This is a genomic window from Nonomuraea sp. NPDC052116, from assembly GCF_040680035.1.
Classification (GTDB): Bacteria; Actinomycetota; Actinomycetes; order Streptosporangiales; family Streptosporangiaceae; genus Nonomuraea; species Nonomuraea angiospora_A.
Window position 1 is genome coordinate 18,455 of record NZ_JBFAWA010000052.1, and the last position, 14,051, is coordinate 32,505.

Sequence of the window (14,051 nt, forward strand, 5' to 3'; positions counted from 1 at the left end):
GACCGACCTCCGGCCCTGCTGCGGACGGGCGCGAGCGGGTCGGATGGAGGGTGACGAAGGAGGCGTATCGTGATCATCGTAGGAGCCGACGGCTCGGAGAACTCGCGCGCCGCGCTGGAATGGGCGGCCGACGACGCATACCGCATGCGGGTGCCGCTGCGGATCGTGCACGCCATGGACCGCTCGCCGTACCAGATCCGCAAGTACCCCATCGACGCTCTCCCGGACGCGCTGCGGCGCGAGGGACAGAGGATCCTGCGTGAGGCGGAAGTGCTCGTGTGCGCGCGCCAGCTCACCATCGAGGTCACGACCGAGGACCTCGAGGGCGCGCCCGCCGAGGTCCTGCGCGAGCAGGCCAAGGACGCCACCGAGGTCGTGGTCGGCAGCCGGGGGCTGGGCGGGTTCACCGGCGCGCTGCTGGGCTCGGTCAGCATGCACGTGGCCGGCCACGTGCCCTGTCCCGTCGTGGTCGTGCGCGGCGAGCGGCGGCCGGTGTGCCAGGAGGTCGTGGTCGGGGTCGACGACTCGCCGGCGTGCGAGCCCGCGCTGGCCTACGCCTTCGAACAGGCGAATCTGCGCGGGAGCGCGCTACGGGTGGTGCACGCCTGGCAACTGCCGGTGCACGCCTTCGCGCCGGAGATCAGCTACGACATGGACGAGATCCGTACGGCGCAGCATCAGGTCGTCCGCGACCGGGTGAAGATCCTCAGCGCTGACCATCCAGAGGTGAAGGTGATCGAGGACGTCCAATCCGCCCATCCCGTCGAAGCGCTCACCGACGCGTCCGAGCGGGCGGACCTGCTGGTGGTGGGCTCGCACGGGCGCGGAGCCCTGGGCTCGATGCTGCTCGGCTCGGTCAGCCGGGGTGTCCTGCACCACGCGCACTGCCCGGTGGCGGTGGTCCGCGCCTGATAATCGCCGGTCAGGACCTTGGTCACCCGGCATCGGGGACGTTGGCCACTGCCGGAGGAGGCAGGGCCGGCGGATCGTGAAAGCGGAGGTGGAGCTATGTCGCTCGAAGTCAAGGACGTCATGGGCCGGGTGGCCATCGCGGTGCTGAAGGAGGCCTCCTTCGCCGAGATCGTGGAGGCCATGGAGCGGTTCGCGGTAGGCGCGGTCACCGTGATCGACGCCTACAGACGGCCCGTGGGGGTCGTCTCCGAAGACGATCTCCTCCTCAAGGAGGCCGACACCGTCAGGCACGGCGTGCCGATCTTCGAGTCTCGCCGGCGGGAGCAGGAGCACCGGAAGGCCGCGGGCGTGACCGCCGTTCAGCTCATGACCTCCCCGGCGATCACCGTCACACCGGACACCTCCGTGCGGGACGCGGCCCGGCTGATGCACGCCGAGCGCGTCAAGCAGCTCCCCGTGATCGACATGAACACCGGACGCATCGTCGGCACCCTGCACCAGCGCGATGTGCTGCGCGTCTTCACCCGTCCGGCCGAGGAACTGGCAGCGGACGTCAGAGCCGTCCTGCCGGATCCCGAGGCGTTCACCGTCGGCATCCACCAGGGCGTGGTGACGATCAGCGGCGTGGTCGAGTGGAAATCCCAGGCCCTGGCTTTGACGGAGCAGGTCCGGCTGATCGAGGGGGTCGTGGACGTGAGGTCCGAGGTGACCTTCGACAAGGACGACCTCCTCATCATCCAGGGGTCCTTCCGGGACGGCGGCTGAGGGACGAAGGTCCCGGCGCCGCAGGCCGTACGGCACTGCCTCGAAGAGAGCGAAAACGGTCTGCTTGGGATGTGACAAGGACGACCGATCCCCACCGAAAGGGGGCCGTCATGAACACCACCGTCAACAGGCCCGGCACGGACACCGGCACCGCCACCACCCGCCGTCCCGTCGACTACGTCTGGGCGATCGCCCGGATCTCGATCGGCTGGATCTTCCTGTGGGCGTTCCTGGACAAGACCTTCGGCTGGGGATTAGCCACCCCGGCCGACCGCGCCTGGATCTACGGCGGCAGCCCGACGACCGGGTTCCTCAAGGGCACCGGCGAGAACGCGCTGGGCGGCTTCTTCGGCTCGCTGGCCGGGCTGGCGTGGGTGGACTGGCTGTTCATGGCCGGTCTGCTGGGCATCGGCCTGGCGCTGGTCCTGGGCGTCGGCACCAGGATCGCCGCGGTCGCCGGCGGCCTGATGCTGGCTCTCATGTGGGCGGCCGAGCTGCCTCTGGCCAACAACCCGTTCATGGACGAGCACATCGTCTACGCGATCGTCCTGGCCGGCCTCGCCCTCGCCGACGCGGGAACCACCCTCGGACTCGGCAACCTCCCCATCGTCCGGCACAACCCCTACCTCAGGTAGCCGGCGACCCCCACGCCCACCCCTCGGAAGGGGTGGGCGTCGCGCTGCTCGTGCAGCGGTCGCGGCGCCCAGCTGGAGATGTGGGTACGAGGACCAGGGAATCGGGTAGCACTTGGTGCTCTGGTAGAAGAATTACCTGGATATCGACCTGATCGAGTCGATCGTCGACGAGTACCCCGTTCCGGCCTTGGCGGTGGGCCCGCGGCGGCGGGGCTGGGTCCGGCCACCTTCTACGCGGACCCGGCCGTCCCACACGAGCGCCGCCACTTGCGGGACTGCGCCGCGACCAGGTGGCCGGACGGGTGCGACCGCACGCACCGCCGATCCCGGCGACCGACGCCACCCGGGACCCGGTCGTCCTGGCCGGGATCGTGGCAGGTGAAGCTGCATGGCGGACCTGGATGGAGACCGCCGGCCGGAGCTGGTCCCGTCGCGGTCGCGGCCTCCGAGGTGCGCGGCCGCTCGCCTTCAGTGAGATGTGCCCATCGCGCTGAAGGCGAGCGCTGCCGGTGCCTACCTGGCCTCAGCGGACAGGAGAGCTTTTCCCGTCACGCTTTTCCGGCGCTTGTACGGCTCAGCTGCTGCCCGCCGGCCTTGTCGCCCGTGGTCCGAGGGCTTATGGCGGTGGTCTGGTTGCTTACCGTGCCGTTGTTGGTGATGGGAGAGCCGGTCCTGAGGTCGGTCAGGATGACCGGCTCGATCTCTTCCAGATAACCGTTCTGCAGCAACCAGCTGATCGGGACTTCTTCGCTTGTCTGAGGAGCCTCGGGAATGTACTTGCTGAGCACGTGATATTGCGTGCCGCCGCCTGGCTGCTCGAAGGCGGGCGCCACCGGGCCCACATCGACGCGGAACGACTTGAGCACCCGGAACGCGTGATAGTTGCACAGGTGCTCGGGATCCTGCGCGTTGGTGTTGAGATTCCGCGGTGGCAACGCGCGCCTGGTGTACAGGTCGCCCAGTGGCGCCAAGAATGACCCGGTGTAGCCGCCGAAACGGTCGATTCTCATGCCAGCCTGGAGAAACGTCGTCTTGAGCAGCAGTCTGCCGTTGGGATAATCGCCGGAACGGGCGAATCCGGCGTCGGGCGGGAAACGATAGTTGTTCACGACGTAGTCCCAGTAGCGCCCGAGGAAATGCTGGGGACTCAGACCGCCCAACGGCACGTAGCCGCGCAGAAGATTGCTGATGTAGCCGGTCTGGGGCAGGAGCTTCGGTCCCAGATCCGGGTCTCCGGTTATGTACGGTGATCCGCATACCTGGCCGCTGCTCTGCGTACTCCCGGTTTCGGTCTCGCTTTTGTCCGGGGGCGCCGTGGGGCTGAAGGCCATGGGTTGGACGAGCTGGGTTGCCGGCGGGGCGGCATTGTCAGCATGCGCGGCCACGCCGCTTTGGGTGCTGGCCAGCGCGCATATAGCGGCAGCCAGTGCGGCGCTTCGTCGATGAAATCGCATAATTAATCCGTTGGTTGCACTTGGGAAGTGAAAAAATAGATCACCGGCATGTCTGAGTATGTCCGTGCGGAGGCGTGCATCTGAATGCGGTGACCGGGTTCTACATTCCCAGCGCCGCCTGTGGCGCATCTTCGGTGTTATAAGGAAAAGGTAAAGATGTTGCGACAAAAGTGGTAAGGATTGTCATTAATTGAATTTATTGCGCATGTTGGTCTTTGTCGGATATGTGCCGATCTCGCAACGCGGTCGTGCGGGAGTTCGGCGGGCGAAGGCGATCATGCCTAGGCGGTCGCGGTTGCTCATCGGGTTGGCGCCGGTGGCGAATGGCCCTACGGCGCGGGCGGCCGTCGCCGCCGATGTCGCCGATCGACTCGGTCGCCCAGGTCGGGTCGCCCGCTTCTCGGCGAGGTCGCGTTCCAGGTGGGCATCCAGGAAGGCCGACGTGTGACTGAGCGGCATGTTGGCGCCGTTCCACTCCTTGATCGCGGCCATGTAGGCGAAGGAGGGCCATTTGGCCGCAAGAAGTTGATCTACGATGTAAAGGAGGGCGCGATGTGGTCCCCAGCGAGGCGGCCACGCATCGACGTGGTTGTAGCACGGCTCGACCATGCCGACTACCGCGGGCCGAGGTGCTGACCGCGGTCGGCCGCCGCTTCGGGATCATCACCGTGGCCGCGTTCTTGCCGGTCCAAATCGGCACCGGTGCCGCGCTCGCCTGGCACAAGGGCGTCACCTGGTCCTCGCTCGCCGATCCCGGTTATGGCCGGATCCTGGCCGCCAAGCTGCTGCTCTTCTGCGCGGTCATGGCCGCCGCCGCTCTCCACGGCCGGGCCTCGAGCGCGGCCCGTCCCCGGCTGGCGCGGACCATGGCAGTGGCCTCACTGGTGGGGTCGCTCGGCGTCGTCCTGCTGGCCACCGCCCTGCCCGCGAGCTGAGCCGCACCTCGTGACCGCACCGGGGACACGACGGGTCACGCAGTCGGTCCGGACTCTCCAGCCGGCCCTCCGAACCCTTCTACCGGCGCCGTGTCCTCGCTGTCAGTGCTCAGCAGCGCCGGCCTGCTGCGCCGCCCGCTCTGCCGAACACGAGAGACCGTGGCCGGCGCGGACGAGATCCGTGTGGCGCAACGGCAGGTCGTCCCGGACTCGGCAAGGGCCCTGAGTGGAAACCCGCAGGTGGGGTCAGCGAGGAGGCTGTGTCGGGGCCGGTCGCGCTCACCGACGCCTCCGGCCGGGCGGCCCTCCTGGTGGCCGGCCGCACGGCGTACCGGCGGGGAGGTGGTCGTACGCAGGCCCACCGCACGGCACTCGGTTAGCTGCTCGGCGGCGGGACCATCACAGGCCCCACCCCAGCCCGGACCTCATGAGGCGCAAGGTTGTGAAGCGGAAGGCCTCCAGCGAGGGTCGACTGTTCGACACCGCCGCCGCCGTGCCGACCCGTGCAACGGCATCCGCTGCGGCCGTTGCGGGCGGCAGTGACCGGCGGCTGCCCAGGCACGCCGGAGTGATCATTCTGGCTTGTAGGCCCGCAGGCGGGCGGACAGGGCGGCGGCCTGGGTGCGGCGTTGCATGTTGAGCTTGGCCAGCAGGTTGGAGACGTAGTTCTTGACCGTCTTCTCGGCCAGGAACAGTCGTTCGCCGATCTGCCGGTTGGTCAGGCCTTCGCCGATCAGGTCGAGGATGTGGCGTTCCTGGTCCGTCAGCGCGGCGAGGGGGTCCTTGCGGGCGGCCTGGTCGCGCAGGCGCTGCAGCATGGCGGCGGTGGTCTGCGGGTCGAGCAGGGACTGTCCCGAGGCGACCGTGCGTACGGCGCCGACCAGGTCGGAGCCGTGGATCTGCTTGAGCACATACCCGGACGCCCCGGCCATCACCGCGTCGAACAGCGCGTCGTCGTCGGCGAACGACGTCAGCATCAAGCAGGCCAGCCCGGGCACCCGGGAACGGACCTCTCGGCACACGTCCACGCCGTTGCCATCCGGTAACCGCACGTCCAGCACCGCGACGTCGGGCTTGAGCGCGGGGATGCGGGCGATGGCCGACTCGGCGCTTCCGGCCTCTCCGATGACCTCGATGTCGTCCTCGGAGTCCAGCAGGGCGGCGACCCCGCGCCGTACGACCTCATGGTCGTCAAGGAGAAACACGCGAATCATGCGCCCGACGCTAGTCACCCGATCCGCGATCACAAAGAGGCCAAAGTCCCTAGCCGGGCGCACCCGAGGCGCTCGATCGTCGAGGGTGGCGCACGCCATGCCGCGGTGGGCGTACGAGACCGGCCGCTTCACCGAAAGAGGCCGGGCGGCACCCGCTCCCAGGCTGGGCCTGTCACGCGGGCAACCTTTCCACGGGCTCATCGCACTGCGGCGGCGGAGCCCGGAGAAGATGCGCCAAGAAGGGACGTTGGACCCTGTTCCTGGCCTCGCCCGTACAGCACGCTTTCGCGGTGAACTACAGGACGACAGGCGGAGCCGTGGTGGCCTTCGAAGCGGACGAACTGGACGTCGAGGAACGCCTCGGCTGGAACGTGGTCGTCACCGGTTTCGCCCAGCTCGTGCAGGATCCCGGTGAGGCGGCCCGGCTCAAGTCCATGATCAAGCCGTGGGTGATGGGGCAGCCGGACCAGGTGATCCGCATCTGTCCGCAGATCATCACCGGCTACGAACTGGTCCCTGCCGCTGTCCCCGGATGAGGGTGTGCGGCGCCTGGTCTCGTCATCGTCGCGCAGGTCCCGGTGGTGGGCGACCGGCCGTTCGACGCCGCTCTCGTCCATGATCCCGGTGGCCGCTGACAGCGGAGGCCGGACTCCGTTTCCCCGTGGACCGCTTTCCAAGGTGGCCTGGGGACACCGGGAACGGAGGGTGGGAAGCGTTTTTGTGGGATGCCAGACTGATCGATATGGAAAGCGAGCACCGTCCGTTGATGCCGCACATGCGGCTCGATGAGCTGCTGGCCGAGCTGCAGGTAAGGCTCAACGCCGTGCTTGCCACCCGGGACCGGGTGCACGCGCTGCTCGAGGCCGTCGTGTCCGTGGGCAGCGACCTCGACCTGGAAACGGTGCTGCGGCGCATCGTGGAGACCGCGACCAAGCTGGTCGACGCCGGCTACGGCGCGCTCGGCGTGGTGGGCCAGGAGAACACCCTCATCCAGTTCATCCCGGTCGGGCTGAGCGAGGAGGAGATCGCTCGCATCGAGCACTGGCCGCATGGGCTCGGCCTGCTCGGGTTACTGATCAAGGACGCCCGGCCGCTGCGGCTGCGCCGCATCTCGGATCACCCGGAGTCGTACGGCTTCCCGGCCGGCCACCCGCCGATGGGCACCTTCCTCGGCGTCCCCGTACGGGTGCGTGACGAGGTGTTCGGCAACCTCTACCTGACCGAGAAGCGCGGCGGCGGCGAGTTCGACGAGGAGGACGAGGCGATCGTGATCGCGCTGGCCACCGCGGCCGGCGTCGCCGTCGAGAACGCCCGCCTGTACGAGGAGTCGCGGCGGCGCGAGACCTGGCTGCAGGCCTCTTCGGAGGTGACCACGAGCCTGCTGTCCGGCGCCGAACCGGGTCAGGTGCTCGCCGTGGTGGCCGCACGCGCCCGCCAGATGAGTGACGCCGACCTGGTCCAGGTACTGCTGCCGGACCCGGCAGGCGACTCGCTGCGTGCGCAGGTCGCCGAAGGAGAGGGCGCCGAGGAAATGCTGGGAACCGCCTTCGAGATGTCGGCCACGCTCGCCGGCGACGTGTTCGCCCAGGGGGAGCCGCTGACCGACGCGGACCTGCAGAGCGCTCCGTACCTGGACTCGCCGCTGCGGCGGCTGGGTTACGGCCCCGGGCTCATGATCCCGCTCGGCGCCCCGCCGAAGGTGCGCGGGGTGCTCGCGCTGGCCAAGCGGGACGGGCGGCTGCCGTTCAGCGCCGCGGACCGGCAGATGCTGCACGCCTTCGCGGGCCAGGCGGCGATCGCGCTGGAACTGGCCGAGGCGCGCCGGGACGCGGAGCGGCTCGGCCTGCTGGAGGACCGGGACCGGATCGCCAAGGACCTGCACGACGTGGTGATCCAGCGGTTGTTCGCGACCGCGATGACGTTCATGAGCACCGTGCGGCTGGTGGACCATCCGGAGGCGGCGAAACGGTTGCAGCGCGGCATCGACGAGCTGGACGAGACGATCCGGCAGATCCGCTCGTCCATCTTCGCCCTCCAGGTCTCCCACGACCAGGCCGCGCCCAGCCTGCGGGGGCAGATCGTGGACCTGGTGGAGGGCGCCGGCAGCCATCTGGGGTTCATGCCGGGCCTGCGGATGGAAGGTCAGATCGACACGCTGGTGCCCGAAGGCGTCGCCGAGCAGCTGCTGGCCGTCCTGCGCGAGGCCCTGTCCAATGTCGTACGCCACTCCCACGCCACCCGCGCCGACGTCTCGGCCGAGGTGTCGAGAGACGGCGTCACCCTCGTGGTCTCCGACAACGGCGTCGGCCTGGGGGAGGGCGGACGCCGAAGCGGCCTGCGCAACATCGAGGAACGGGCAGGCCGCCTGGGCGGCGCCGCCGAGCTGGAGAGCCCGGGCCCGGACGGGAAAGGCACGCGGTTACGCTGGCATGTCCCTCTGTGAGATCACTGGTGAGGTCGGTCGGGTCGGATTGCCTTGGTGATGCGGGTGCGCATGGAGCGCAGGGCTTGGCTGAGTTCGGCCGGTTCGATGTCGGTGATGTCGGCGTCGAAGGTGAGGAGCAGGCCCGCCAGTCCTGGCCATGACCATGCGCCGAGTGTGAGCCGGCACGTGGTTTCGGTGATGTACCCGACTGTCGATCCGCCGGGGGCGAACCGGGCGACGGTGGCGGCGGGCAGGGCGAGGACGGCTGAGCCGCGGCATGGCCATTCGGCGGCGGCGTCTCCGCGGTCGTGCGCGGTCATGACGAAGGCGACGGGATCGCCGTGCGGGATGTCACGTCGGTCGAATGGGGTGTGCGTGGGCATGTGTGGTTCGATGCGATCCATGCGCATCGCGCGCCATCGGTCCGCATCCGGGTCGAAGGCGACCAGGTACCAGCGCGCGGCCCAGACCACGAGGTCGTGCGGCTCCAGCGTGAGCGTGACGGGTTCGCCGTCACCGGTGTAGTCCACGCGAACGAGGTGCTGCCGGTTGATCGCGCTGCCGACGGCGCGGACGATCTCGGCGTCGATCGGCGGCGCGGGAAACTCCCAGTAGTTGCGGGCCGTGAGGACCGTGAACGCTTCGGCGTGCACGCGGCTGCGCGCGGGCATCGCCTGGTGCAGCGTGGCGAGAGCACGGGCCGCGTTCTCGCGGATGCCGGAGAGCACCGTCGGCACGGTCTGGAGCGCGACGGCCGTGGCGACGGCCTGGTCCTCATCGAACACGACCGGCGGCAGGCGGGTGGCACGACCGAGCCGATATCCTCCACCCGCTCCGCGGACGGCCTCGATCTCGTACCCGAGGTCCCGGAGCGTATCGATGTCGCGACGCACGGTTCTCATCGACGTGCCGAGCCGGGTGGCGAGTTCCTCGGCGGTCAGGGTCGCACCGATCCCGAAGATGGACAGCAGTTTGAGCGTCCGCGCGGAGGTGGCAGCCATGATTGTCCGATTCTCCCACCGATAGCGGTCACTCGATGGCAACTATGCCCGCCATGGTGACCGGCATGACCGATTCACCGAGCCCCCGAGAGGGCACTCTCACCACTGAGGCATCTCCGGCAGGCGCGACCATGGCGCTGTTGGTGGTGCTCTTCGGTTCCTTCATGGACCTTCTCGACGCGACGATCGTCACCGTCGCGGCCCCGGCGATAGCCCAAGACCTGGGCGCCGGCGACGCTGAGATCCAGTGGACGATCGCCGCCTACACCCTCGCCCTGGGCGCGGGCCTGATCACCGGTGGACGACTGGGTGATCAGTACGGCCGCAAGCGGCTGTTCATGATCGGGCTGGCCGGGTTCATGGTCACCTCGGCTCTGTGCGCGCTGGCCGTCGATCCGGGGATGCTCATCGGCATGCGGGCCGGGCAGGGACTGACCGCCGGGATCATGGTCCCGCAGGTGTTCGGGATCATCCGGGCGTCATTCGCTCCGGGTGAGCGTGCCAAGGCGTTCGGCGCCTACGGAGCGGTCCAGGGCCTCGCCTCGGTCGCCGGCCCGCTGCTGGGCGGGCTGCTCGTCGACATCAACCTGTTCGACCTGGGCTGGCGCACGATCTTCTGGATCAACGTGCCCGTCTCGATCCTGGCGCTCATCATCGGCGCGAAGGCTCTGCCGGAGTCCCGCTCCGCCTCGACCGCGCGACTGGACCTCCCCGGCGCGCTCCTCGCGGCCACGGGCATCCTTCTCCTGCTGCTGCCGATCATCCAGACCGAGACCTGGGGATGGACCTGGGCCGGCTACGCCCTTCTCGCAGCCGGAATCATCGTGCTCGCGATCTTCCTCGCCCACGAGCGCCGCCTCACCGGACGCGGAGACGAACCTGTCTTCGACCCGGCCCTGCTGAGAATCCGCGCCTTCGCAGTCGGCCTGAGCGCTTCGGCGCTCTTCTTCGGCGGCATCGGGTCGTACTTCCTCAGCCTCTCGATCTACCTCCAGAACGGAACCGGCCGAACCGCATGGGAGACCGGCCTGGTGATCCTCCCGTACGCGCTCGGCTCGATCATCACCTCCGGCCTCGGCGTCGCTCTCGCCGCCAAGGCGGGCAGAACGCTCCTGATCGCCGGCTCGCTCACCATCGCGGCCTCTCAGCTCGTCCTGTGGTACATCGTCAAGGACGGCGACGATCCCGGATACTGGCTCCTCGCCCTCGCGCTCTTCGTCGGTGGCCTCGGGCTCGGTCTCGCCGCACCCATTCTCGTCAACGTCGTCCTCGCCGGCGTCCCCGGACGCAACGCGGGCGCCGCGGGCGGGGTGCTCTCCACCGTCAACCAGATCGGCGGCGCCGTCGGCATCGCCGTGCTCGGCACGATCTTCTTCACCTCCGTCACCGGTTCAGCCACCGGAGCACCGGAACTGCCCGACTACGGTCACGCGCTCAGCATCGTCCTGATCGCCTCCGCCGCGCTTTACCTGATCACGGCACTCGTGATGCTCGCACTCCCGAAAGCCGCGCACGCCTCTGCCGGAACGAGGTGACCAAACGCTCGGTCATGGACGCGGACGGCGGCAGCCCGGGCCGCATGACAACCGGTTACACCCGGGCGAGCTGGGCGGCCGTAATGGGACGCAGACTGTCGAGGAGCGCGAACAGCTCCTGAGGGGTCATGGCTATGCCGGAAGCCTGAACCAGAGCGCTCCCGTGCCAGGCGAACGCCGTGACCTCCCCGCTCGAGTCCTCACGAATCCACCGGTCACCCCCTGACGGGGTGCAGGAGACGCCGGCTGTGCCCCATGTGAGGACAGGGAACGGCGAGCCGCACGCGGTCTTCGGCGTGGCGGCCGTGGCAGGACGGAGGAAAACCTGGACGTCCGTCCGGTCCGGGCGCGTGTACTCGAGCAGGATCGCCGTCCCGTCCTCCTCGCCGGTCCACAGCTCGGCTCGCTTGATGGAGTAGCCCGGCAGCTCCGGTGCGAGCAGCGGGATGCCTGATCGCCGGAAGGCCAGGGCCTCCTGCCACTCGTTCAGCGGATCCCGCACCTGGCCCGAGATCACGTGCACCGACAACAGCACGCCGGTGACCGTGATCGCGGCCCACCGGTCGCGGGCCCACCAGGCTGCCGCCACGTACCCGAGCACCCCGGCGACCACCCACACCCCAGTGGTCCACATCTCGTCGAAGCCGAAGAGGTAGAAGTCGGGGATGACCCCCATCAGCGCCGCTCCCAGCACGGGCGTCGCGATCGGCCCGGCGACCGCCACGACACCCCAGCGCGGCATCCGCAGCAGCGCCGCGCCCGCCGCGCCGATCGGGAAGGGAACCAAGAGCATCAGCGCACTGTTGAGCATCGTGCCGAGCTCGTGCTCCTGTGCGATCGTATCGGCGTAGATCAAGGCCACGACCGCCCCGACCATGAGCCCTATCACTGCGCCTTTCAGTGATCTCATAGCGCAGCATCCCACCATGTTTGTGGGTGGTTAACGGCGGAAACGCGGACAACCCCGGCTGCGCCTGCTGGGACACCGTGCCCACGACGCTGCGTCCTCGATCGCGTCACCTGGCGCGCACCCGCACGGTGGGCGAGCCGTTTGTCACACAGGTGATCAGGTCAGGATCGAGAATCGACGATCCAGATCGAAGATCCTGAGGAGGCGGAAGACACGTTCGGGAACATGGGACAGATGCAGCCGTCCGCCGACGTCTCGGGCCTTGGCATCGGCCCGGATGAGCGCTGTGAGTCCTGACGCGTCCATGAACGACACGTCGCCCAGGTCGACCTCGGTGGTCGAACTCGGGCCGTTCATCGTGCCGAAGAGCAGCTCCTGCAGCGGCAGCGCGGCAGCCAGGTCGACCTCTCCACTGACCATGATCTTCGCGGCGCCGTTCACCGCCTGCTCGGAAAGTTGGAAATGTTCCATATATTGGCCTGGATTGGCATGTTTCCCGTTCATCTCCGCCTCCAGCCGGATCCCCCTCGCTCCATGCTGTCGGGGCTCCGACGGCCGCAGTAGGGCCGAAAGTCCCGGTCCTGGCCCTCCGATGGTCCTCTGGGACGACCTGCTCGAAGGCGACCTGCCGGCCGGGACGACGCTCCTGTCCTGGCGCGGCATGTCCGGCGCCGTCGTCGCGGCCCGCCGGGGACACGATGTGATCAGCTGCCCCGACAACCACGCCTATCTCGACTACCGGCAATCCGACCTGGACACCGAGCCGATCCCGCAGTCCGTCGTCCTGGACCTCGACCGCGTCCACGCCTTCGAGCCCGTGCCCGCGGAGCTTTCTCCCGAGGAGGCCGGCCATGTGATCGGGGGCCAGGCCAACATCTGGACGGAGTACATGGACTCCGGACGTGTGGTCGACTATTTCGCCTTCCCCCGCCTGGCGGCGATCGCGGAGGTCCTGTGGACTCCGGCCCGCCTGCGTGACCTGCCCGGTTTCCGCGAGCGCATGGAAACCCACCTGCTGCGCCTGGAAGCCATGGGGGTCGAGTTCCGCCGGCCGCAGGGTCCGGAACCCTGGCAACAACGGCCCGGGATCGCCGGACGTCCCAGGACCGAGGAGGAACGCGACACCCACATCGCCCGCATCACCGGCCGGTCGTGCCCCCCAGTGAACGCGTTGACGGGACACACCCCGTAGGGCCGCGGCGGAGGTCAGGCGGACTGGCGGACGACGAGGGCCGGATCGAAGATCACCGAGGTCGGCGGAAGGCCCGGCTCCTCGATGCGGGCCAGGAGCAGACGGGCCATCTCGGCGGCCATGTCCTCCACCGGGTGGCGGACCGTGGTGAGCGGCGGACGGCAGGCGGTGGCCACGCTGCTGTCGTCGAAACCCACGACCGCGACGTCCTCGGGAACCCGGCGGCCGTGCTGCCGCAGCGCGGGAAGGGCCCCCTGGGCCATGAGGTCGTTGCCCACGAACAGGCCGTCGAGGTCGGGATGTTCGGCCAGGAGCCGTTCCATGGCGGCCTCCCCGCTGCCGTAGGTGAACCCGCCCTCGGCGCAGGGGATGTAGGAGTGGCCGTGCGCCGCCATGGCGTCGCGGAAGCCGGCCAGCCGCTCCTGGCTCGCGGGCACGTCGAGCGGGCCGGAGATCGTGGCGATCCGCCGCCGTCCCAGTGCCCACAGATGGTCGGCGGCGAGCTTCGCCCCGGCCCGGTGGTCGACGTCGACGTAGCTGATGGGGATGGGCCGGGCCGGTTTGGCGAACAGCACCGTCGGCACCCGCGCCTCGACGAGGAGCGCGGGAAGGGGGTCCTCGGCGTGGGTGGACACCAGCGCGGCCCCGTCGGCGTTGCCCTGCCGAAGGTAGGTGACGATCTGGTCGCGACTCCGGTCGGTCTCGGCGAACATCAGGGTGGGATGCACGCCGCGCGTGCTCAGGAAGCTCACGACGCCGGCCACCACGCGTCCGAAGAACGGGTCGGTGAAGACGGTGAAGCGCTGATCGTCGTCGCCGTCCCCGGCACCGGAGACGACCAGCCCGATCGCGCCGGTCCTCCTCGTCACCAGAGACCGCGCCGCCGAGTTGGGCACGTATCCGATCGTGCTGATGGCGCGGCGCACCTTCTCCTGGATCGCGGGGTCGACGTTGCGGATGCCGTTGATCACCCTGGAGACGGTGGCGCGCGAGACCCCCGCCACGCGCGCCACGTCTTCCAGGGTGGGCAGGGATTGCGATGCCGGGAGACGAGGGGTCATGTGGGTTTTATA

At 69.0% G+C, this 14,051-nt stretch carries 15 protein-coding genes; 8 read left to right on the forward strand and 7 right to left on the reverse strand.

What is annotated here, in order from left to right:
* The first annotated feature begins 69 nt into the window (after positions 1–69).
* The 3 genes from AB0L65_RS56825 (at position 70) to AB0L65_RS56835 (ending at position 2,312) form a co-directional block, all read left to right on the forward strand.
* A complete protein-coding gene (locus AB0L65_RS56825; RefSeq protein WP_364264986.1) occupies positions 70–912 on the forward strand; it encodes a universal stress protein in 843 nt (280 codons plus the stop codon).
* 96 nt (positions 913–1,008) lie between these two features.
* Positions 1,009–1,677: a CBS domain-containing protein gene (locus tag AB0L65_RS56830; RefSeq protein ID WP_364264988.1), complete on the forward strand. Its 669-nt coding sequence runs from the start codon at positions 1,009–1,011 to the stop codon at positions 1,675–1,677.
* A 110-nt stretch (positions 1,678–1,787) separates the two neighbouring features.
* The gene (locus AB0L65_RS56835) at positions 1,788–2,312 is read left to right on the forward strand and encodes a hypothetical protein (RefSeq protein ID WP_364264990.1); all 525 of its coding nucleotides are present in this window, start codon (positions 1,788–1,790) and stop codon (positions 2,310–2,312) included.
* 548 nt (positions 2,313–2,860) lie between these two features.
* On the opposite strand, the gene AB0L65_RS56840 is transcribed toward AB0L65_RS56835, so the two are convergent.
* Positions 2,861–3,766 (reverse strand): TNT domain-containing protein, encoded by a 906-nt coding sequence (locus AB0L65_RS56840; protein WP_364264992.1) that lies wholly within the window; start codon positions 3,764–3,766, stop codon positions 2,861–2,863.
* A gap of 186 nt (positions 3,767–3,952) precedes the next feature.
* Entirely contained in the window at positions 3,953–4,258 is a 306-nt protein-coding gene (locus AB0L65_RS56845) for a hypothetical protein (RefSeq protein ID WP_364264994.1), read from the reverse strand.
* A gap of 137 nt (positions 4,259–4,395) precedes the next feature.
* On the opposite strand from AB0L65_RS56845, the gene AB0L65_RS56850 reads away from it, so the two are divergent.
* Positions 4,396–4,701 carry a hypothetical protein gene (locus tag AB0L65_RS56850; RefSeq protein WP_364264996.1) on the forward strand — a complete coding sequence of 102 codons (306 nt, stop codon included), beginning with the start codon at positions 4,396–4,398 and terminating at the stop codon, positions 4,699–4,701.
* 572 nt (positions 4,702–5,273) lie between these two features.
* Here the strand turns inward: AB0L65_RS56850 and AB0L65_RS56855 are convergent.
* Positions 5,274–5,915 (reverse strand): response regulator transcription factor, encoded by a 642-nt coding sequence (locus tag AB0L65_RS56855; RefSeq protein WP_364264998.1) that lies wholly within the window; start codon positions 5,913–5,915, stop codon positions 5,274–5,276.
* Positions 5,916–6,205: 290 nt separating this feature from the next.
* On the opposite strand from AB0L65_RS56855, the gene AB0L65_RS56860 reads away from it, so the two are divergent.
* Positions 6,206–6,451: a pyridoxamine 5'-phosphate oxidase family protein gene (locus AB0L65_RS56860; RefSeq protein ID WP_364265000.1), complete on the forward strand. Its 246-nt coding sequence runs from the start codon at positions 6,206–6,208 to the stop codon at positions 6,449–6,451.
* A gap of 206 nt (positions 6,452–6,657) precedes the next feature.
* Complete coding sequence (locus AB0L65_RS56865) at positions 6,658–8,358, forward strand: GAF domain-containing protein (RefSeq protein WP_364265002.1); 1,701 nt, start codon at positions 6,658–6,660, stop codon at positions 8,356–8,358.
* Positions 8,359–8,360: 2 nt separating this feature from the next.
* Here AB0L65_RS56865 and AB0L65_RS56870 read toward each other — a convergent pair whose 3' ends face one another.
* Positions 8,361–9,341, reverse strand: a complete 981-nt coding sequence (locus AB0L65_RS56870) for a WYL domain-containing protein (protein WP_364265004.1) — start codon at positions 9,339–9,341, stop codon at positions 8,361–8,363.
* A gap of 131 nt (positions 9,342–9,472) precedes the next feature.
* Between AB0L65_RS56870 and AB0L65_RS56875 the strand changes: the two genes are divergently transcribed.
* A complete protein-coding gene (locus AB0L65_RS56875) occupies positions 9,473–10,876 on the forward strand; it encodes an MFS transporter (RefSeq protein WP_364265006.1) in 1,404 nt (467 codons plus the stop codon).
* Between the two features lie 55 nt (positions 10,877–10,931).
* On the opposite strand, the gene AB0L65_RS56880 is transcribed toward AB0L65_RS56875, so the two are convergent.
* Both AB0L65_RS56880 and AB0L65_RS56885 read right to left on the reverse strand, forming a co-directional pair.
* Complete coding sequence (locus tag AB0L65_RS56880; RefSeq protein WP_364265008.1) at positions 10,932–11,786, reverse strand: hypothetical protein; 855 nt, start codon at positions 11,784–11,786, stop codon at positions 10,932–10,934.
* Positions 11,787–11,942: 156 nt separating this feature from the next.
* Positions 11,943–12,290 carry an STAS domain-containing protein gene (locus tag AB0L65_RS56885; RefSeq protein WP_364265010.1) on the reverse strand — a complete coding sequence of 116 codons (348 nt, stop codon included), beginning with the start codon at positions 12,288–12,290 and terminating at the stop codon, positions 11,943–11,945.
* A gap of 88 nt (positions 12,291–12,378) precedes the next feature.
* Here AB0L65_RS56885 and AB0L65_RS56890 point away from each other — a divergent pair, with 88 nt between their 5' ends.
* Complete coding sequence (locus AB0L65_RS56890; protein WP_364265012.1) at positions 12,379–12,978, forward strand: family 20 glycosylhydrolase; 600 nt, start codon at positions 12,379–12,381, stop codon at positions 12,976–12,978.
* A 14-nt stretch (positions 12,979–12,992) separates the two neighbouring features.
* On the opposite strand, the gene AB0L65_RS56895 is transcribed toward AB0L65_RS56890, so the two are convergent.
* Complete coding sequence (locus AB0L65_RS56895) at positions 12,993–14,039, reverse strand: LacI family DNA-binding transcriptional regulator (RefSeq protein ID WP_364265014.1); 1,047 nt, start codon at positions 14,037–14,039, stop codon at positions 12,993–12,995.
* Positions 14,040–14,051 lie beyond the last annotated feature (12 nt).